Annotated in this window: 18 protein-coding genes, 1 tRNA gene and 1 riboswitch; of the genes, 12 read left to right on the forward strand and 7 right to left on the reverse strand. The window is 67.8% G+C overall.

The annotated features are described in order from the left end of the window. Positions 1-52 precede the first annotated feature (52 nt). The 3 genes from AC0QSG_RS09000 to AC0QSG_RS09010 are packed head-to-tail and all read right to left on the reverse strand — an operon-like array spanning position 53 to position 3,072. A complete protein-coding gene (locus AC0QSG_RS09000) occupies positions 53-676 on the reverse strand; it encodes a hypothetical protein (protein ID WP_475375127.1) in 624 nt (207 codons plus the stop codon). Position 677: 1 nt separating this feature from the next. Beyond that, the gene (locus tag AC0QSG_RS09005; protein ID WP_475375128.1) at positions 678-2,165 is read right to left on the reverse strand and encodes a site-specific integrase; all 1,488 of its coding nucleotides are present in this window, start codon (positions 2,163-2,165) and stop codon (positions 678-680) included. Beyond that, the gene (locus AC0QSG_RS09010; RefSeq protein ID WP_475375129.1) at positions 2,080-3,072 is read right to left on the reverse strand and encodes a type I restriction-modification system subunit M; all 993 of its coding nucleotides are present in this window, start codon (positions 3,070-3,072) and stop codon (positions 2,080-2,082) included. The genes AC0QSG_RS09005 and AC0QSG_RS09010 overlap by 86 nt, the downstream gene beginning before the upstream one ends. Positions 3,073-3,204: 132 nt before the next feature. On the opposite strand from AC0QSG_RS09010, the gene AC0QSG_RS09015 reads away from it, so the two are divergent. From AC0QSG_RS09015 to AC0QSG_RS09065, 11 genes are all read left to right on the forward strand, one after another. After that, the gene (locus AC0QSG_RS09015) at positions 3,205-3,507 is read left to right on the forward strand and encodes a type II toxin-antitoxin system Phd/YefM family antitoxin (protein ID WP_475375130.1); all 303 of its coding nucleotides are present in this window, start codon (positions 3,205-3,207) and stop codon (positions 3,505-3,507) included. A 57-nt stretch (positions 3,508-3,564) separates the two neighbouring features. Then, the gene (locus AC0QSG_RS09020) at positions 3,565-4,080 is read left to right on the forward strand and encodes a type II toxin-antitoxin system RelE family toxin (protein WP_475375131.1); all 516 of its coding nucleotides are present in this window, start codon (positions 3,565-3,567) and stop codon (positions 4,078-4,080) included. Between the two features lie 23 nt (positions 4,081-4,103). Continuing rightward, positions 4,104-4,586: a cation:proton antiporter regulatory subunit gene (locus AC0QSG_RS09025; protein ID WP_435727315.1), complete on the forward strand. Its 483-nt coding sequence runs from the start codon at positions 4,104-4,106 to the stop codon at positions 4,584-4,586. Positions 4,587-4,595: 9 nt separating this feature from the next. Further along, complete coding sequence (locus AC0QSG_RS09030) at positions 4,596-5,798, forward strand: cation:proton antiporter (RefSeq protein ID WP_475375132.1); 1,203 nt, start codon at positions 4,596-4,598, stop codon at positions 5,796-5,798. 109 nt (positions 5,799-5,907) lie between these two features. Beyond that, positions 5,908-5,978 (forward strand) — tRNA-Gly (locus AC0QSG_RS09035). A gap of 57 nt (positions 5,979-6,035) precedes the next feature. Continuing rightward, positions 6,036-6,467 carry an aspartate 1-decarboxylase gene (gene panD / locus AC0QSG_RS09040; protein WP_475375133.1) on the forward strand — a complete coding sequence of 144 codons (432 nt, stop codon included), beginning with the start codon at positions 6,036-6,038 and terminating at the stop codon, positions 6,465-6,467. A 3-nt stretch (positions 6,468-6,470) separates the two neighbouring features. After that, entirely contained in the window at positions 6,471-7,397 is a 927-nt protein-coding gene (locus tag AC0QSG_RS09045; protein ID WP_475375134.1) for an AEC family transporter, read from the forward strand. A 94-nt stretch (positions 7,398-7,491) separates the two neighbouring features. Further along, positions 7,492-8,325: an amino acid ABC transporter substrate-binding protein gene (locus AC0QSG_RS09050; protein ID WP_475375135.1), complete on the forward strand. Its 834-nt coding sequence runs from the start codon at positions 7,492-7,494 to the stop codon at positions 8,323-8,325. Between the two features lie 38 nt (positions 8,326-8,363). Beyond that, complete coding sequence (locus AC0QSG_RS09055) at positions 8,364-9,029, forward strand: amino acid ABC transporter permease (protein ID WP_435727320.1); 666 nt, start codon at positions 8,364-8,366, stop codon at positions 9,027-9,029. After that, entirely contained in the window at positions 9,016-9,780 is a 765-nt protein-coding gene (locus AC0QSG_RS09060; RefSeq protein ID WP_475375136.1) for an amino acid ABC transporter ATP-binding protein, read from the forward strand. The genes AC0QSG_RS09055 and AC0QSG_RS09060 overlap by 14 nt, the downstream gene beginning before the upstream one ends. 399 nt (positions 9,781-10,179) lie before the next feature. After that, positions 10,180-10,443, forward strand: a complete 264-nt coding sequence (locus AC0QSG_RS09065) for a CopG family transcriptional regulator (protein ID WP_475375137.1) — start codon at positions 10,180-10,182, stop codon at positions 10,441-10,443. A gap of 17 nt (positions 10,444-10,460) precedes the next feature. Here the strand turns inward: AC0QSG_RS09065 and AC0QSG_RS09070 are convergent, their stop codons facing one another. The 4 genes from AC0QSG_RS09070 to AC0QSG_RS09085 form a co-directional block, all read right to left on the reverse strand. Further along, a complete protein-coding gene (locus AC0QSG_RS09070; RefSeq protein ID WP_475375138.1) occupies positions 10,461-11,681 on the reverse strand; it encodes a cystathionine gamma-synthase in 1,221 nt (406 codons plus the stop codon). A 1-nt stretch (position 11,682) separates the two neighbouring features. After that, positions 11,683-13,068: an O-acetylhomoserine aminocarboxypropyltransferase/cysteine synthase family protein gene (locus tag AC0QSG_RS09075; protein WP_475375139.1), complete on the reverse strand. Its 1,386-nt coding sequence runs from the start codon at positions 13,066-13,068 to the stop codon at positions 11,683-11,685. 111 nt (positions 13,069-13,179) lie between these two features. Further along, positions 13,180-15,594: a 5-methyltetrahydropteroyltriglutamate--homocysteine S-methyltransferase gene (metE, locus tag AC0QSG_RS09080; RefSeq protein WP_475375140.1), complete on the reverse strand. Its 2,415-nt coding sequence runs from the start codon at positions 15,592-15,594 to the stop codon at positions 13,180-13,182. 55 nt (positions 15,595-15,649) lie between these two features. Continuing rightward, positions 15,650-16,558: a methylenetetrahydrofolate reductase gene (locus AC0QSG_RS09085; protein ID WP_475375141.1), complete on the reverse strand. Its 909-nt coding sequence runs from the start codon at positions 16,556-16,558 to the stop codon at positions 15,650-15,652. 87 nt (positions 16,559-16,645) lie between these two features. Next, positions 16,646-16,751, reverse strand: a riboswitch (SAM riboswitch). A gap of 332 nt (positions 16,752-17,083) precedes the next feature. Between AC0QSG_RS09085 and AC0QSG_RS09090 the strand changes: the two genes are divergently transcribed. Further along, positions 17,084-18,478, forward strand: coding sequence for an IS1380 family transposase (locus AC0QSG_RS09090; RefSeq protein WP_475375142.1), 1,395 nt, complete (start codon positions 17,084-17,086; stop codon positions 18,476-18,478). The last annotated feature ends 4 nt before the right edge of the window (positions 18,479-18,482 follow it).

An 18,482-nucleotide genomic window follows, 5' to 3' on the forward strand; every position in this document is an offset into this window, starting at 1 on the left:
AAGACGCTAAGTCGTCCACCTCTGAAACGACTAAAACCACTAACTGACTAGTTCACTTACACAAACAGCTTGACAGGCCCGGATCTTCTACTCCGTTCCAGTAGTCGATCAGGGTCTTCACGTTGGACGTAATGCGCTTCTCAGCCTCCATCACGTAGCCCGTATACACACGCTTGATCCGGGCAAACTCTTCACGGGAATAGGCGTTGTAATCACGGGACTTTGGCTTCGGTGCCCTGGTTCGTAGCACCAGTTGGGTAGCCTCGGGAACACCTTCAACGTCAGCAAGCAAGGATCTGCTCAGATTGATCTGTCCTGGCCATTTCACCCGGCTCTCAAGGTCGGCACGCCAGGAATTCCAGACCTCCGGTGTAATGCCCTCAATGCTCTCTACATCTGGGTGATTTGCTTCTACGAACTTCAGGAATGTACCAATCACGCTCTGCCCTGCCGCGCAGCTTCCAGCACGCCTCCAGCGCCCACCCGAGCTGGTGGCTTTGATAAACGCAAGGATCAGAGACTGCCGAAGCGTCCCGACTAATGGGTACCGGCTGAAGTCGAAAGAACCCAGCGACTCACCGTTCTCACCAACAACAGTAACCACAGTTTCTTTGCTGTCCGTCCTCTTCGGGCGACGATACGCCTCGGACGGAAACTCAGCTCTGAGTCGTGGCATGCTAACGAACTCCCTTGTTGACTAGAGGTGAGGACAGGATTTCTCTGGACAGTACAGCCGAGAAGTCGTGTTCGTCGTTTTCGCCGGCGTTGAGGAACAAGTCAACCTGCAATCCCTGGACCGGTTCCAAGTACACTTGCCTGGTTATTTCGACGTTCACATGACCGAGCATGGTCTGTACCAGAACCCATGGGTCTCCAAAGAGCATCCGGTACTCGCGCCGTTCCTCCGGCGTGATGCCAAGCCGGGTATCGGTGGCGTGGATGAGCGACACCAGCATTCTCAAAGCGAATGAGTGACGCAGCATGTGCGGAGTGCAGGTTATCGGAACCGACTGGGACCGACAGCGTTGTGAAGCTGTACTGAACACCATCTCCCAGGTCATGTATTTCATCGGCAGACCCGATTCAGCCAGCCAGACCATTGCTGGCTCAAGCCCGGCATCGCCTTGGATGAACAGGCGTTCGCGTTCTTCGACGTAGAGGTCGTCCAGCGAGCAAGTGGTCACGCGGCGGTTGTCATCGATGAGCTTGGCTCGGCGGTTTGCGTCCACGGACTGAAACACCAGTTTGCCAGAAAGATTGTCGTACCGCCCCTCTTTCTGGGCCCGTGAAACAGCTTCTGCGCGAGTGGTCAACTTGTAGGCCCCGAGGCCTTGCAAGGCTGCCCTCGACACCCAGAAGTTACGTCCTCGGCCTTTCGCCACTGCGGTCGCCAGCCGTGCCTGGTGGAAGTTCGTGCGTTCTTGGAGTGCTGGGACCTCGCACCACAGTAGCGTTGCGCCTTCACGGAGCCGGAGCCCGGAATCCCAGAGAAGGTCAGCGAAACAGATGTTGCGGTCTTCGTTCCTCCCGCGCCAGTTGCGTCTCTGCCGGCCTTCCAAGTTGTAGCCGGACAAACCAACATGCTTCCACTGGCGGTAGGCCTCGGGGGTGAGCCACTTGACCCGGTTGTTCCGGGCGTTCTTGGGCATCAGCGGTACTGATACACCGGCCCGATTCGAGGAGCTGTCATCAGTGAACGTTTCGATGGGAGAGATGTGGATGGTGCCGCGTCTAGCGTGCCACTCGTAGAATCGGCGGCAGGCTGCAAGCTCTCGGCTGAATTTTGCTCCAGAGATTCTGGAGGGATTGCGTTCGTCGCGGCGACGCCAGTATTCGTAGTCTTCGAATAGTTCGACTGTGCATTCTCGCCAGTCAATGTTCTGGCTGTACAGGAAGTTGAAGTGGGTGCGCAGGTCCTTGGCGTAGGAAACTTGTGTCGCGCGGGATAGGCGGCGGAACGACCGGTCGTGCAGATAGGCACTAACGTCTAGGTCCGGGTAGCCATCGGGCTTGAGGAGGAAGAGCTCGTCGTTGCGAAGCCCAGCTTCCTCTTCTCGCTGGGCGAGATTCAGGAAATCTTCAGGCAGCCAGCTGGAAGGAGTTTCTGTTCGGAGTGGCCTGGCGCTGCGTAGTCTCCATCCAGCAATCTCGTCGTTGCTCGTCATGGCAGCACCCTACGACCCAACACGGACATTTTGGAGGGAACGGCGGATTCGACAGGCAGTAGTTGAAGGTCTTCCCCAGGTGGCCGTCCTCCAGGAGCGTGTCTCCGAGGACGATGGAGCCGATGTCCTGGCCCTTGATCACCATGTCCGCCTTGCAGATGGCGTAGGACTCCGGGTTGATCTCCTGGCCGGCGAGCATGAGCGTGGAGTCCGGGTTGCCGTCCCGGATGCGTTCCTCGGCGACCGAGAGCATTCCGCCGGTGCCGGCGGTGGGATCGTAGACGGAGCGGACGATGTTGGGCTGGTGGAGGTCCTCGTCATCCGGGGTGAAGAGCAGGTCCACCATGAGGTGGATGACCTCGCGCGGGGTGAAGTGCTCGCCGGCGGTCTCGTTGGAGGTCTCGGCGAACTTGCGGATCAGCTCCTCGAAGATCAGGCCCATCTCCGCGTTGGAGACGTTGTCCGGATGCAGATCGACGCCGGCGAACTGCTGGACGATGAGGAAGTGCAGGTTGTGCTCGTGGAGCTCCTCGATGCGCTCCTCGAGCTTGTACTTCTCGAAGATGTCCCGGACGTTGTCCGAGAAGCCGCGGACGTAGTCCAGGAGGTTGTCGCGGATGTTGTCGGCGTCGCCGGTGAGCTTGGCGAAGTCGTAACGGGAGGTGTTGTAGAAGGCGTGGCCGGACTTGCGCGGCAGCAGCACGGTCAGCGGGATGCTGCCGTCCTTCTTGGCGTTGTACTCCGTGAGCACCGCGTCCTTCGTTTCCGCCAGCACGGCGTCGATGCGGCGCAGGACCGTAAACGGCAGGACCAACGAGCCGTATTGGTAGGGGCGGTAGGAGCCGCGCAGGAGGTCCGCGATGTTCCAGATGAAGTTGGCGTAGTTGTTGGTTCCTGCAGATGACAAGGCATTTCCCCCGGTGCGGCGATCTGTGGTGTGGCTCTCGCGCCAGTCTAGTGGGGACCGCAGATCTCCGGCGGAGTCACGAATCACGCGGAAACCATTGAATATGTGTAGAAATCTATGTAGATTTGATTCATGAGTACCATGACGATCACTGAGGCATCACGCACCGGCGTCTCGGGGCTGGTCAGCTCTGCGGAATCCGGGAACGACATCGCGCTCTCTCGCCACGGGCGAATCGTGGCCGAGATTGTCTCTGCGCGGGAAGTCGAGAGCCTCCGGCAGGATCGGGAAACACTCAGGGAAGCTGCTTTGGTCATGGCCCGCTTCGCGACCGATTCGGGTGTCAGGACGGAACTGGACGGTGCGATGGCGGCATTCGGCATCGACCGGGCCGCACTCGAGGCGGAGATCGAGGCGGGGCGCTACAGCCTCTAGCCTCTGACTGTGACCTTGCCTGAGCCCACGTGCCGCGTGCGACTTACCGAAGACGCAATGGCGGATCTATATCGACTGCAAAAAAAAGATCCGCAGATCCTGCGGGCGGTCTTCGCCAAAATGCTCCTCCTCGAGCGATCCCCCGGCGCAGGTGAGCCGCTCCTTGGAGCACTCGTCGGATTTCGGAAGATCGTCGTAGGCGACAGGGACTGGCGGATTGTCTGGCGGGTGACGTCCGACGATACTCACGAGCCTGTTCTAGAGATTGCTGAAGTCTGGGCAGCCGGCGCCAGGGCCGACAGTGAGATTTATGACGAGCTGAAAGGCCGCCTAGCAAAGCTCAAAGCGTCCGACCAGCCTCAAGCGAAGCCTCTCTTTGACGTCATCATGCAAATGGGACGCTTGTATGAGGGCATCAAAGCTCATCCCGAACCAGCGCCACCCGTTGCTCTGCCGGAATGGCTAGCCCGTGGGCTAACGGAGGATCTTCACCTAACACACGAGGAGATCGGCCACCTGACGGAGGAGCAGGCCCAGAAGCTCATGATGGAGCATTGGCAGAATCCCAAGTAGGGTCCCGGGTCTACAGTTGAGCCATGAATCTCGAAGAGACGCCGCTTCCCGGAATCGGCGTGCGGCGTGAAGTGACCCTCTCGACGGGCCGCCGCGTGGGGGTCGTCATGCGCCGGGACGGCGAGTTGGAACTCATCGTTTCCCAGCGCGAGGACCCCGACGCGTGCCAGGCCTCGGTCAGGCTGACCAACGAGGAGGCCGCTGCCCTCGGCGGCATGCTCGGCTCCCCGCAACTGGTGGCGCACCTGTCCAGCCAGCACAGCGGCCTGCCCGGCGTGAACACCCAGCAGTTCGTGCTCAGCGACGAAAGCCCCTACGTGGAGGGTTCGCTGGGCGACACCCGGTTGCGGACCCGCACCGGCGCCTCGATCGTGGCCGTCTCCAGGGCAGGCCAGGTCGTCCCCTCGCCGCCTCCGGAGTTCCGGCTCTCCGCCGGCGACGTGCTGGTGGTCGTCGGCACGGCCGACGGACTGGACCGCGCCGCCGAGCTACTGGCCAACGGCTAGGAGCCGACCGTGGAGGACACCCACCTTGTCTTGATAGAACTGGGCGCAGTGTTCCTCGGACTCGGGCTGCTCGGCCGGCTGGCCGCGCGCATCGGCATGTCCCCCGTCCCCCTCTACCTCCTCGGCGGACTCATGGTGAGCCACGGCGGCCTGATCCCGCTCTCCGGCATCCAGGAGTTCGGCCACATCGCCAGCGAACTCGGCGTCGTGCTGCTCCTGCTGATGCTCGGGCTGGAATACACCGCCAAGGAGCTCGTGACGGGTCTGAAAAGGTCCTGGCTTGCGGGCTTCATGGACCTGGCACTTAATTTCACGCCCGGGGCGGGACTGGCCCTGCTGCTCGGCTGGGGCTTCACCGGGGCCATGGTCCTGGGCGGTGTCACGTACATCTCCTCCTCCGGGATCGCCGCCAAGGTGCTGACCGACCTGGGGCGCCTGGGCAACCGCGAGACGCCCGTGGTCCTGTCCATCCTGGTCCTCGAGGATCTCGCCATGGCCGTCTACCTCCCCTTCCTCACGGCCACGCTGGCGGGCTTGAGTTTCTGGGGAGGCCTCCGCACCGTGGGCATCGCGCTGCTCGCCGTGACGGTGGTGCTGCTCATGGCGCTGCGCTTCGGCGGGGTGATCTCCCGGCTGGTCCACTCCCACGACCGCGAGAACTTCCTGCTCAAGCTCATCGGCGCGGCGCTGCTCGTGGCCGGCATCGCGGCCGCGCTCCAGGTCTCGGCCGCCGTCGGGGCGTTCCTGCTGGGCATCGCGATCTCCGGGTCCACCGCGCATTCGGCCGCCAAGGTCCTCGAACCACTGCGCGACCTCTTCGCGGCCATGTTCTTCGTGGTGTTCGGGATCAACACGGACCTCTCGACCATCCCGCCCGTGCTGCTGCTCGCGCTGGCGCTGGCGGCGTTAACCGCCGCCACGAAGGTGGTGACGGGTGCCTGGGCCGCGAAGCGAGCCGGCATCGCCCTTCCCGGCCGGATCCGGGCCGGCACCGCGCTGATCGCCCGCGGCGAGTTCTCGATCATCATCGCCGGGCTGGCCGTCGCCTCGGGCGCCGTCGGCACGGAGTTGGCCGCGCTCGCGACCACGTACGTGATGCTGCTGGCCGTCTTCGGGCCCATCGCCGCGCGCTACGCCGAGCCGCTGGTCCGGACGCTCACCGGCAGGCGCCGCGGCAAGGAGCCGACCCCGGAGGCCTCGCCCGCCGGATAGTCCCCCGGTGGCCGACGGCCCCGGTCGCGGGGTCCCGGTGGCACAAACCCGTCCCCGACGTGGGATATGATGGAATGCGCCCGCGGTACGAACGGACTTGCGGGCGTTTGCGGGCGTAGCTCAATGGTAGAGCGCCAGCTTCCCAAGCTGGACACGCGGGTTCGATTCCCGTCGCCCGCTCTCTTTGTGCCCAAACCGCCCCGCGGCCACCTGCCCCCGGCGTAGACTGGAGTCGCCATGAGACGAACCATGTTCAAGTCCAAGATCCACCGAGCCACGGTCACGCACGCCGATCTGCACTACGTCGGTTCCGTCACGGTCGACCTCGATCTGCTCGAGGCCGCGGACATCCTCCCCGGCGAACTCGTCAGCATCGTCGACGTCACCAACGGCGCCCGCCTGGAGACCTACACGATCGCCGGCGAGCGCGGCAGCGGCGTGATCGGCATCAACGGCGCGGCGGCGCACCTGGTGAAGCCCGGAGACACCGTCATCCTCATCAGCTACGCGGAAATGGACACGGCGGAGGCCCGCGAATACCTGCCGAGCATCGTCCACGTCGACGCCGAGAACCGCATGATCGAGCTCGGCCACGATCCGGCCGAGGCCGTCGGCGACGACCTCTCCAGCCCGCCCTTGTCGCTGGTCGACAACGGCCGCTTCGCCTAGCCCTTGATCGGGGTCCTTTCCGGTTTCGCCGTCGTCTGGACCGTGATCGCCGTCGGATACGGCGTGGGACGGTCCGGGATCCTCGGGCCGCACGGGCGCTTCGTCCTGAACCGGCTGACCTTCTTCGTCGCCAGCCCCGCGCTCCTCTTCACCACCGTCGCCGGCTCCGATCCCGCCGCCGTCCTCGGACCCATGCTCGGGGTCGCCCTCTGCAGCGCCGTCGTCGTCGCCGCGCTCTACCTCCTCGCCACGGGCTGGTGGCTCAGGCGCGTCCGCTCCGAGGCGCTGATCGGCGCGATGAGCGCCTCGACCGTGAACTCGGCCAACCTCGGCATGCCGATCGCCGCGTACGTGCTCGGCGACATCTCCTACGCGGCGCCCGTGATCCTGTTCCAACTCGCGCTCTTCAGCCCCGTGCTCCTGGCACTGCTCGACGCCTCGACCACCCGGCACCGCACCACGGTGGCCTCGATGGCCGTCCAGACGGCGCGCAACCCGATGATCATCGGCTCGCTCCTCGGGCTGGCGTTCGCGGTCTTCGGCTGGACGCTCCCGCAGCAGCTGGCGGAACCCGTGGAGCTCATCGCCGGGGCGTCCATTCCCGCCATGCTGATCGCGTTCGGCATCTCCCTCGTGGGGTCCCGGCCCTTGGAGCGCGTGTCAGCCCGCCGCGCCGACGTCCTGGTGGCCTCCGGCCTGAAGCTCTTCGTCCAGCCGGCGCTGGCGTGGGCCATCGGCACATGGGTCTTCGGCTTGCAGGACGCGGAACTGTTCGCCGTCGTCGTGATGGCCGCCCTGCCGACCGCCCAAAACGTGTTCGTGACCGCGTCCCGCTACGAACGCGGCGTGGTGGTCGCCAAGGACACGGTCCTGGTCACCACCATCGTCGCCGTGCCCGCCATGATGCTGGTTCCCCTGCTGCTCGCCTGACGGAATAACGCGCCTCGGGACGGCGTTGATCCTGCTGGCTTGAACACTGTTTCCGGGCTCGCCCCGGTCCCGCACCGAACCGAAGGAACCCCCCATGAAGCGACTCTCGCTCCCCCTCGCCGCCGCCGCACTCGCCGTCGTCCTCGCCGCCGCGGGATGCGGCTCCACGGCGCCGGACACCGGTTCCGCCGGATCGGATGCCCCGTCCGGTTCCGCCACGGGCCTGACGCTGCAGCAGATCCAGGACGAGGGCGTGCTGACCGTCGGCACCGAGGGCACCTACAAGCCGTTTTCCTTCCACGAGGGCGGCACCGGCGCGCTGACCGGGTACGACGTCGAGGTCGTCACCGCCGTGGCGGACAAGCTCGGCGTAGAGGTCGATTTCCAGGAAACGCAGTGGGACGCGATCTTCGCCGGGCTGGAGTCCGGCCGCTTCGACACGATCGCGAACCAGGTGTCCATCACCGACGAGCGCAAGGAGGCGTACGACTTCTCTACGCCGTACACGGTGAGCACCGGCGTCGTCGTGACGGCGGCGGACAACAGCGAGATCGCCTCCTTCGAGGACCTCGACGGCAAGACCACCGCGCAGTCGCTCACCAGCAACTGGAAGGATCTGGCGGAGGAGAGCGGCGCCAAGGTCGAGGCCGTCGAGGGCTGGGCGCAGTCGGTGACGCTGCTGGAGCAGGGCCGCGTGGACGCCACGATCAACGACAAGCTCACGTACCTCGATTACCAGAACACCAGCAACAACGCGAACATCAAGATCGCCGCCGAGACGGAGGACCAGTCGCTGTCAGCGCTGGCCTTCCCGAAGGGTAGCGAGGACCTGGTCGCCGCCGTCGACTCGGCGCTGGAGGAGCTCGCCGCGGACGGCGCGCTGGCGGAGATCTCCGAAAAGTACTTCGGCGCCGACGTGACCAAGTAGCGGATGGCCGCCTCCCGCCGCCCCGGTAGCCTGTGCCCATGAGTATCGACTGGCAGCTGTTCCTGGACTCGCTGTGGCCGATCGTGCTGGGTGGACTCACCGGGACCATTCCGCTCTCGCTGGTGAGCTTCGTGATCGGCCTGTCCATCGCGCTGGTCGTCGCGCTGATGCGGATCGGCCGGAACCCGGTGCTCTCGTGGATCGGGCGGGCCTACGTCTCCGTCATCCGCGGCACGCCGCTGCTGGTGCAGCTGTTCGTGATCTTCTACGGGTTGCCCTCCATCGGCGTGACGCTGGATCCCTGGCCCAGCGCGGTCATCGCGTTCTCGCTGAACGTGGGCGGCTACGCGGCGGAGATCATCCGCGCCGCGATCCTCTCAGTGCCGCGCGGCCAGTGGGAGGCCGGGTACACGATCGGCATGTCGCGGACGCTTTCGCTGCGGCGGCTGATCCTGCCTCAGGCCGCGCGCGTATCCGTTCCCCCGCTGTCCAACACGTTCATCTCGCTGGTCAAGGACACGTCCCTGGCGTCGTTGATCCTGGTCACGGAGCTGTTCCGCCGGGCCCAGGAGGTGGCGGCGTTCAGCCAGGAGTTCATGCTGCTCTACGTCGAGGCCGCGCTGGTCTACTGGGTGTTCTGCCTGGTGCTCTCCGCGGGCCAGGCCAAGATCGAGGAAAGGCTGGACCGCTATGTCGCCCACTGAGCCGCTGCTCTCCGCGAGCGGAATCCGCAAGTCGTTCGGGGACAACGAGGTGCTGAGGTCCATAGACCTCTCGGTCGCCCAGGGCCAGGTGCTCGCGCTCATCGGTCCTTCCGGCTCCGGCAAGACCACGGTCCTGCGCTGCCTCAACGGCCTCGAAACGCCCGACGCCGGAACGGTTGCCTTCGCGGGCGGACCCTCCGTGGCGTTCGGTCCCAAGACCACCCGGGCCCAGGCGCAGGCGTTGCGGACCCGGAGCGCCATGGTCTTCCAGGGCTACAACCTGTTCCCCCACATGACCGTGATCCAGAACGTGATCGAGGGGCCGGTGCAGGTCCAGCGCCGGCCCAAGGCGGAGGCCGTGGCCGACGCCGAGGCGCTCCTGGAGCGCGTCGGGCTCGCCGAGAAGCGCGACCAGTACCCGCACCAGCTTTCGGGCGGACAGCAGCAGCGCGTGGGAATCGTGCGCGCGCTGGCGCTGAAGCCGTCGCTGCTGCTTTTCGACGAGCCGACGTCGGCCCTGGACCCCGAGCTCGTCGGCGACGTGCTGACGGTGATCAAGGAACTCGCCGAGGAGGGCTGGACCATGGTGATGGTCACCCACGAGCTCGCGTTCGCGCGCGAGGTCGCGGACGAGGTGGTATTCATGGACGGCGGCGTCGTGGTCGAGCGCGGGCACCCGGACCGGGTCCTGCGCGACCCCGCCCAGGAACGGACCCGGCAGTTCGTGCACCGCCTGCTCAACCCCTTCTGAGGCTAGCCCGCTCCACCGCGCGCCTTCCACACGGGCCGCTAACTGCCCGGATCGAAATGGTATCCGGATTCGACTCTCGTCGATTGGCTAATTTCGTACTACACTGTGAAGTACGAAATACGCAGAGGAGTGGTTTGTGCGGGTTCGGGTGCATCCTAGGATCTCTGCCAAACGTCCTGAGATCGCCGACGAAGACGTGGGAGCCGCGTTCGAGGGAGCACTGCGTTCCCGTGGACGAGATACGAATCCGATCCAGTGGGTCGGCGTGGGCGTGGACCGCCGGGGCCGTCTGTTGGAGTTCATCGCGGTGGAAGACGAGCCGGACGGGTGGCTGGTCTTCCACGCGATGATCGCGACACAGAAGGTCCTCAACGAAGTTGGTTTGAGAAGGTGAACTAGATGAGCAAGCACACAGCGGTCGGCGGTAAGAACTTCACGGATGAGGACATCGAGGCTTGGGCTGCTGAAGCGGAGTCCGAGCAGGGTTACACCGGCGGTCATATCGGTCCGCCGACTCCCGGGCGGCCAGTCAGCGTGGGAGCCGAAGCTCGTCCCTTTACCTTGCGCTTGGATGCTCAACGGCGAGCCAAGCTCACTAAAGCGGCAGAGGAACAGCACATCACGGTTTCCCAACTCATGCGTGGGCTCATCGATTCCCTCTGAGTCCTGTGTGCGGCCAGTCAAACCCCGATGCCGGCCACCACGGGACCGAGAACGCGCACCTTCTCCAGCGCGTCGGCCAGGTCCCGCCGGAGGTCCTCGACGTCCTCCACCCCGACGGAGAGCCGGACCAGGTCCGTGGGCACGGCCAGTTCGGTCCCCCGGACGGACGCGTGCGTCATCTCCGAGGAATAGCAGACCAGCGATTCGACCCCGCCCAGGCTCACGGACAGCCCGAACAGCCGGGTGGATTCCGCGAAGGCGCGCGCCTGGCGCTCCCCGCCGGCGAACCGCACCGAGACGATCCCGCCGAACCCCGACATCTGCCGCGCGGCGAGTTCGTGGCCGGGATGCCCGGGCAGGCCCGGGTAGAGCACCTCGGCGATGCCCGGCCGCTCCCCCAGCCACTCGGCGAGGTCCTGCGCGTTGGAGCAGTGCCGTTCCATGCGCAGCCCCAGGGTCTTGAGTCCCCGGGCGGCCAGATAGCAGTCCTGCGGGCCGGCGACGGCGCCGGCGGCGAACTGCTGGTAGCCGATGCTCTCGGCGAGCGCCTTCCCGCGGTGGGACCTCTCGGCCACGACGACGGCGCCGCCCAGGACGTCGGAGTGCCCGCCGATGTACTTCGTGGTCGAATGCACCACGACGTCGGCGCCCAGGTCCAGCGGCCGCTGGAGGTAGGGGGACGCGAAGGTGTTGTCCACGACCAGGAGCGCCCCGGCGTCGTGGGCGATCCGCGCCCAGCCGGCGATGTCGGCGATGCCGAGCAGCGGGTTCGACGGCGTCTCCAGCCACAGGATGGCGGTGCTGCCCGGCCGGACGGCCCCCGCGACCGCCGCGAGATCCGTGGTGTCCACCGCCGTGTTGGCCACGCCCCAGGGCGCCAGGAGGTGGTTGATCAGACGGTTGGTTCCGCCGTAGCCGTCGCCGCCGAGCACGATGTGGTCGCCGGGCAGCAGCAGGGCGCGCAGGAGCGCGTCCTCGGCGGCCAGCCCGGAGGCGAACGCGAAGCCGGCCGCCCCGCGCTCGAGGGCCGCCAACTGGGTCTCGAAGCCGTTCCGGGTGGGGTTGGAGCCGCGGCTGTACTCGTGCCCGGCGCGCAGGACGTTGATGCCGTCCTGGATGAACGTGCTGGTCTGGTAGATCGGCGGGATCACGGCGCCGGTGAGCGGGTCAGGCTCCTGGCCGGCGTGGATGGCGGTGGTGTTGAAGCCGCGGGCGAGCGGATCGGGCGTCGTCGTCATCTCAGGCCACCCGTCCCGCGACCGCCGGCACGCCGACCGGGGCGGCGTCCGGGACGTGTCCGGGCGCGAGCGCCGACAGGGCGGCGTCGAGGTCGGCGATCAGGTCGGCCGGTTCCTCGAGCCCCACGGAGATCCGGACGGTGGTCTCGGCGATCCCGGCGGCGGCCCGCTGCTCCGGCGTCAGCCTGCAGTGCGTCATGGCCGCCGGGTGCGCGACGAGCGACCGCGTGTCTCCGAGGTTCGCCGCCAGGACGAACACGCGCAGGGAGTCGATGAAGGGTCCCACCGCCGCCGCGGGCGCCGCGAGGTCGAAGGAGAAAACGGATCCGGCGCCCCGGGGAAAGTCGCGCGCGGCGATGGCGGCGCCGGCGTTGCCGGGAACGGACGGGTGGTGCACCCGGGCGACAGCCGGGTGCGCGGACAGGAACCGCGCGATCCGCTCCGTGTTGGACGCGTGCCGGGCGACGCGCAGGCCCAGGGTCTCGATGCCGCGCAGGATCTCCGCGGCGCTGGCCGGGGACAGCGAGGGGCCGAGGTCGTGCAGGTACTTGCTGCGGGCGAGCGCCAGGTACGCGCCCCGGCCGTGGCGGTCGGCCAGGCTTTCGTTGCCGTAGCGCGCCTTGGGCGCCGCGAGTTGGGGCCACTTGTCCGGGTGCGCGGCGAAGTCGAAGTTTCCGGAGTCGACGACGGCCCCAGCCAGCGCCGCCCCGTGGCCGCCGAGGAACTTGGTGGCGGAGTGCACCACGATGTCCGCGCCGTGTTCGATGGGCCGGTACAGGGCCGGCGTGGCCAGCGTGTTGTCCACGACCACCGGCACACCCGCCCGGTGCGCGGCCGCGGCGATCGCCCGGAGGTCCGGGAGGGTGGCCAGCGGGTTGGTGATGGATTCGAGCAGGACCGCGCGGGTGTCCGCCGTGATCGCGTCCGCCCAGGCGCCGGGCACGGCGGGATCGACGAAGTCCACGGTGATGCCGAAGTCTGCGAACGTGTCCGTCAGCAGGTCCACCGTTCCCCCGTACAGCTGCGAGGAGGCCACGAGGTGCCGTCCGCCGGGCGTTCGGGCGCCGTGCTCGTCCCGCCCGCCCCCGAGGAGGGCCAGGAGGGCGATGGCGACGGCGGATTGCCCGGTCGCCGTCGCGATGGCGCCGGTCCCGCCCTCCAGCGCGGCGAGGCGCTGTTCCAGCACGGCCACCGTCGGGTTGCCGGTGCGGGTGTAGGTGAAGCCCGGTTTCCTGAGCGCGAACATCGATCGGGCCGATTCGTAGTCAGGGAACGCGTACGCCGCCGTCTGGTGGATCGGCGGGGCCACGGGGAAGTGCGGCCCGGCCGGCTCGTAGCCGGCGTGGATCTGGTCTGTGGCGGAACAGCCGTGCGCGTTCGTGCTCATGGGAAGGGGCTCCTTCGTCAGGGGTGGGGGCGGTGCCCGGCCCGCCAGGGGCCGGGCACCGCGGTCTTGCTGTGCTGCGGTGCTGCTGGTGCGCTGGTGCCACCGGTCCGCTCAGGCGGTGTGGCCCTGGGCGGCCCGGTCCGCGGCGGTGCCCACGGTGGCGTCCAGTTCGGCGCGCACCGCGGCGGTGGCGTCGACCAGGTTGCGCAGCGCCGCCGTCGTCTCCTGGTATCCGCGGGTCTTGAGCCCGCAGTCCGGGTTGATCCACAGGTGGCGCGCCGGCACCGCCGTCAGCGCGGTTCGGATGAGGTCCGTGACCTCCGCCGTGGAGGGCACCCGCGGGGAGTGGATGTCGTAGACGCCCGGGCCGATCCCGCGTTCGTAGCCGTATCCGGCCAGGTCCCCGACGACCTCGAGGCGGGACCTGGCCGCCTCGATGCTGGTCACGTCGGCGTTCAGGCCGTCGATGGCGCGGATGACCTCGCCGAACTCGGAGTAGCACAGGTGCGTGTGGATCTGGGTGTCCGTGCGCACGCCCGAGGTCGCCAGGCGGAACGAATTCACCGACCAGTCGAGGTAGGCCTCCTGGTCCTCGGCGCGCAGCGGCAGCAGTTCGCGCAGGGCCGGCTCGTCGACCTGGATGATCGCGGTGCCCGCGGTCTCGAGGTCGGCGATCTCGTCGCGCAGCGCGAGCGCCACCTGGTTCGCCGTCTCGGACAGAGGCTGGTCCTCGCGGACGAAGGACCACGCGAGGATGGTCACCGGACCGGTCAGCATGCCCTTGAGCGGACGCGGGGTCAGGGACTGCGCGTACGCGGTCCACGGGACGGTGAACGCCGCCGGGCGGCTGACGTCTCCCCAGAGGATCGACGGACGGGTGCAGCGTGAACCGTAGGACTGGACCCATCCGTGCTCGGTGGTCTCGAACCCGTCGAAGTTCTCGGCGAAGTACTGGACCATGTCGTTGCGCTCGGGCTCGCCGTGGACCAGCACGTCCAGGCCGAGGTCCTCCTGGAGCCGCACCACGCGGGCGATCTCCTCGCGCAGGAAGCCCTCGTAGGCCGCATCCGTGATGGCGCCGTTGCGCTGCCCGGAGCGGGCCTTGCGGACGTCGCCGGTCTGCGGGAAGGAACCGATCGTGGTGGTCGGCAGCACCGGCAGCCCGAGCCGCTCCTGCTGCGCCGCCGCGCGGACGGCGCCGTCGGGCCGGGTGAAGTCCGCGGCCGTGAGGCTCCCGGTCCGCCGGCGGATGGCCTCCTTGCGGACGCCTTCGCCGGTGGCCCGCGCCGCGAGGGCCGCGGTGGCCGCCCCGACCTCGTCCGCGATGGCGTCCGGCCCGGTGGCGAGTCCGCGGGCCAGGGTAAGGACCTCGGTGGTCTTCTCGTCCGCGAACGCCATCCAGTCCCGCAGGTGGCCCGGGAGGTTGGTCTCGATGTCGACCTGGTGCGGGACGTGGAACAGCGACGTCGAGGTCGCGACGGACACCTTGCCGCCGCCCGCGGTCAACTTGTCCAGCGTGGACAGCGACGCGGCGAGGTCGTTGCGCCAGATGTTGTGGCCGTTCACGACGCCGGCGACCAGCGTCGCGGCGCCGCCGTTGGCGGCGCGGAAGGCATGCACCCCGGCGTCGGCCAGGAGGTCCCCGGCGACGAGGTCCGCGTGCACTGCCTGGACGCCGGCGGACGCGAGCAGTGCGAGGGCCTCACCTGGCGCGCGGCGGTTTCCGGCGGTGCCGTAGCCGGTGGTGACGAACAGGGCCGGCCCCGAGCCTGCCCGCGTTGCTGCGGCCAGCGCACGGTAGGCGCCCTCGACGACGCCGCCGGCGACGGCCAGTTCGCCGCCGCGGTCGGTGACCAGGGCCGGCTCGTCCAGCTGCACCCATTCGGCGCCGGCGTCTCCGAGCGCGCCGATGATGCCCTCGTAGGCGGCAACGGCGTCGTCCAGCCGCGACAACGGGTCGAAGCCCTCGGGTGCGCCGTCCTCGGCCTTGGCCAGCAGCAGGTAGGTCACCGGGCCGACCAGGACGGGACGGAGGGTGTTTCCGCGGCGGCTCTGCCGGGCCACGAGGCTGGTGAGGCGGTGGGCGAGCGGCGCGAACGTCGTGTCCGGGCCGATCTCCGGGACCAGGTAGTGGTAGTTCGTGTCGAACCACTTGGTCATTTCCAGCGGCGGGCGCTCGGCGTCGCCGCGGGCCAGCGTGAAGTACCCGTCGGTGTCCAGCGACCCGTCCGATTCGGCGAGGTCGGCGAAGCGCGTCGGCAAGGCGCCGAGGGCGGCGGTGGTGTCCAGCACCTGGTCGTAGAGGGCGAAGTCGGCGGGGATGGAGGAGTCCGCCGCGCCGAGTCCGAGGCCGGTCAGCCGGTCGATGGTGGCGTCCTGCAGGGCCTCGGACGCCCGGTCCAGGCCGTCGGCGTCGAGCTTGCCGGCCCAGTGGGCCTCGATGGCGCGCTTGAGTTCGCGGTTCGGTCCGATCCGGGGGTATCCGAGGATGGTGGCGGCGGGGAAGCTGTTCTGGTGGGTGGTCATGGTGGTGCTCCTTTTGCGGTGAATCGGTCGGTGGGTCGGTGTGCGTGCGCGCCGCCTAGGCGGGCACGCGTTGCGGTGCTGCCTTGGAGATCTCGAGCGCCTCGACGACTTCCAGCGAGCCCTGCGGATCGTTGAACGTGTAGAGGTGCAGGCCGGGGGCGCCGTCATCGAACGCGCCCTTGGCCAGCTCGACGGCGCTGGCGACGCCGATCCGGCGTCGTTCGCCGTCGCTGTCCGCCGTTTCGAGGCGGTGCAGCAGGTCCCTGCCCGGTTCGACGCCGGACATCGCGGCGAGGCGGGTCAGGCGCCGCACGCTGTCGAACGGGATGATGCCGGGGACGATCGGAATCCTGACCCCGGCGCGGCGCGCGGCCTCCACGAGGCCGGTGTAGTCGGAGCGCTCGAAGTAGACCTGGGTGATGGCGAAGTTGGCGCCGGAACGCTCCTTCGCCAGCAGCACCTCGACGTCGTGCTCGAACGACGGCGACTCCGGGTGCCGGCGCGGATACGCCGCCACCCCGACGGCCAGCCTGCCGCCGGCCAACGACGCCGCGTGGCGCCGCTCGACGCCGCGGATCAGCTCCACCAGCTCGCCGGCGTAGCGGAGCTCCCCGCGGTTCGCGTCCGGCTCCGCGGGGAGGTCCCCGCGCAGTGCCAGCACCCCGCGGACGCCCAGCCCGACCAGGCGGGTGACAAGGGCGTCCAGGGTGGCGCGGCTCTCCCCCACGCAGATCAGGTGCGCCAGGGGCCGCAGCGCGGTGTTGCGGACCAGGTGGCCCACGAGTTCGATGGTGGCCTCGCGGCGGGCAGGCGTCCCGCTGGAGGTGACGGACACGTAGTCGGGGTTGGTGCCGGCCAGCGCCTCGATGGTCTCGAAGACCCTGGCGGCGGCGCGTTCGTTGGCCGGCGGGTACAGCTCGTAGGACAGCGCCGGTGGGGCTGCGCCGACGTTGTGTTCGGACATGGTTCTCCTCGCATTGTCACAGCGAAGGAGTGCGGCGGCGGTCCGGTCCGGTGGCATGCCGCGGGTCCGGGTGGCGTCGCTGATGCGTCTCCATCGCTTCTGGCGGTAGCACCGTTCGCGCGGCCCCCACGGGGCCCTCGGATGGTTGCTGCGGCGTCATCGATCCAGATCTCTCGGCCGCTCTTGATGGTTGGGTTCCACTATCTAACGCAGGGCCCGGACGGCCCCGCAAGCCGTCCGTCGCGCGGCGCTTCATCATCCGGAATATGACCGGATGTGACCGGCGCCGGGCCGCCACACGCGTCACCGAGCCGCCGCACCGCGTCATGTGAAGCGATTGTGACGCGCCCGGCGGGCGGGGCGCGGGACCGGGGACGGGTGCGTCGCCGCGGAGCGCGCCTTAGCCTTGATCCACCGACGGGCTCAGGTGGGGTAGGACGTCATTAATGAGGAGATGCCCGTCTTTTCAGGGAAAATTGGACTTACCACAGAACAAGTTTCCTGAATCAGAAGGGCATCTCGCAGGTGCAAGTTTCCCACAGTCCCTCCGCCGTGTCAGTTTCCTTCGACGAGCCCAACCTCGTGTCTGCCGCGGGGCTGGTGCCGATCCTCGGATTGGCCAGGGACGCGGGCTTGCGCGAACTGGCCGACGCGCGGCTCACTGTGCCCACGGACAAGGGCGCGAACGCCGGCTTGAAGGTCACCTCGCTGGTGGCCGGGATGACCGCCGGGGCGGATTCCATCGACGACATGGCAGTGCTGCGCCACGGCGGTACCAAACGGATCTTCAGCTCCGCCTATGCTCCCTCGACTCTGGGCTCGTTCCTGCGGTCCTTTACCTTCGGACACGTCCGCCAGATCGACGCGGTTGCCTCCCGCTTCCTGGTCAACCTCGCCGACAGGGCAGCACCACTGGGAAACCCCTCGGACCCCGGCTTCGTCTTCGTCGATGTCGACGACACGATCATCGAGGTCCACGGCTACCAGAAACAGGGATCGGGCTACGGCTACTCCGGGGTGCGGGGACTGAACGCCCTCCTGGCCACCGCCTCCACGAAGGACGCCGCCCCGATCGTTTTGGCCCAACGGTTGCGCAAGGGCGCGGCGAACTCGGCCCGCGGCGCCAGGCGGCTGGTTGCCGATGCCCTGTCCACGTTGGGGCGCATCCGTGAGGGGGCCCCGGTGCTCTGCCGCTTCGATTCGGCCTACTACGGCCACGCGCCGGTATCCGCCGCCCTGGCCGCCAGGGCCGATATCTCGGTAACCGTGCGCATGGACCAGGCAGTGAAACGCGCCATCGCCGGCATCGAGGACTCCGCGTGGACAACCATCGAATACACCGACGCGGTCTTCGACGAGGACGCCGGCGCCTGGATTTCCCGCGCGGAAGTCGCCGAAACATCCTTCACCGCGTTCACCTCCCGCAAGAAGGGCGAACAAGTCACCGGACGCCTCGTCGTGCGCCGCATACCCGAGCTGAACCCGCAATCCGGAGTCGGCCAGCCGACCCTGTTCCAGGCGCATCGGTTCCACGCGTTCTTCACCACCGTCACCAACGACGTTCTGGACACAGTCGCCGCGGATGCGGCCCACCGCAAACACGCCATCATCGAACAAGTCAACGCCGACCTGAAAAACAGTGCCCTGGCACACCTTCCATCCGGGCACTTCGGGGCGAACTCCGCCTGGCTGGCGCTGGCCGTAATGGCCTACAACCTCGCCCGGACCGCGGGCGTCCTGGCCGCTGGGAAGTTCACCAAAGCCAGGACCGCAACAATCCGGGCCAAGCTCGTCAACGTCCCGGCCCGAATCGCCTCCAGTGGCCGAAGAATCCGCTTACGCCTACCCGAGGCATGGCCCTGGCAATCGGCGTGGGAACGACTCTTCACCGCAGTGAACGCACCACCACAACCTTCCTGAAAAC

The organism is Arthrobacter sp. LT660, from assembly GCF_056172845.1.

What these genes read in the sequence shown, in the direction of transcription:
- AC0QSG_RS09060 (WP_475375136.1), top strand. Translation starts at nt 9,016, where the DNA reads ATGTCGCCCACTGAGCCGCTGCTCTCCGCGAGCGGAATCCGCAAGTCG.
- AC0QSG_RS09085 (WP_475375141.1), bottom strand. Translation starts at nt 16,558, where the DNA reads ATGTCCGAACACAACGTCGGCGCAGCCCCACCGGCGCTGTCCTACGAG.
- AC0QSG_RS09055 (WP_435727320.1), top strand. Translation starts at nt 8,364, where the DNA reads ATGAGTATCGACTGGCAGCTGTTCCTGGACTCGCTGTGGCCGATCGTG.
- AC0QSG_RS09050 (WP_475375135.1), top strand. Translation starts at nt 7,492, where the DNA reads ATGAAGCGACTCTCGCTCCCCCTCGCCGCCGCCGCACTCGCCGTCGTC.
- AC0QSG_RS09000 (WP_475375127.1), bottom strand. Translation starts at nt 676, where the DNA reads ATGCCACGACTCAGAGCTGAGTTTCCGTCCGAGGCGTATCGTCGCCCG.
- AC0QSG_RS09020 (WP_475375131.1), top strand. Translation starts at nt 3,565, where the DNA reads ATGGCGGATCTATATCGACTGCAAAAAAAAGATCCGCAGATCCTGCGG.
- AC0QSG_RS09070 (WP_475375138.1), bottom strand. Translation starts at nt 11,681, where the DNA reads ATGACGACGACGCCCGATCCGCTCGCCCGCGGCTTCAACACCACCGCC.
- AC0QSG_RS09005 (WP_475375128.1), bottom strand. Translation starts at nt 2,165, where the DNA reads ATGACGAGCAACGACGAGATTGCTGGATGGAGACTACGCAGCGCCAGG.
- AC0QSG_RS09015 (WP_475375130.1), top strand. Translation starts at nt 3,205, where the DNA reads ATGAGTACCATGACGATCACTGAGGCATCACGCACCGGCGTCTCGGGG.
- metE (WP_475375140.1), bottom strand. Translation starts at nt 15,594, where the DNA reads ATGACCACCCACCAGAACAGCTTCCCCGCCGCCACCATCCTCGGATAC.
- AC0QSG_RS09025 (WP_435727315.1), top strand. Translation starts at nt 4,104, where the DNA reads ATGAATCTCGAAGAGACGCCGCTTCCCGGAATCGGCGTGCGGCGTGAA.
- AC0QSG_RS09065 (WP_475375137.1), top strand. Translation starts at nt 10,180, where the DNA reads ATGAGCAAGCACACAGCGGTCGGCGGTAAGAACTTCACGGATGAGGAC.
- panD (WP_475375133.1), top strand. Translation starts at nt 6,036, where the DNA reads ATGAGACGAACCATGTTCAAGTCCAAGATCCACCGAGCCACGGTCACG.
- AC0QSG_RS09075 (WP_475375139.1), bottom strand. Translation starts at nt 13,068, where the DNA reads ATGAGCACGAACGCGCACGGCTGTTCCGCCACAGACCAGATCCACGCC.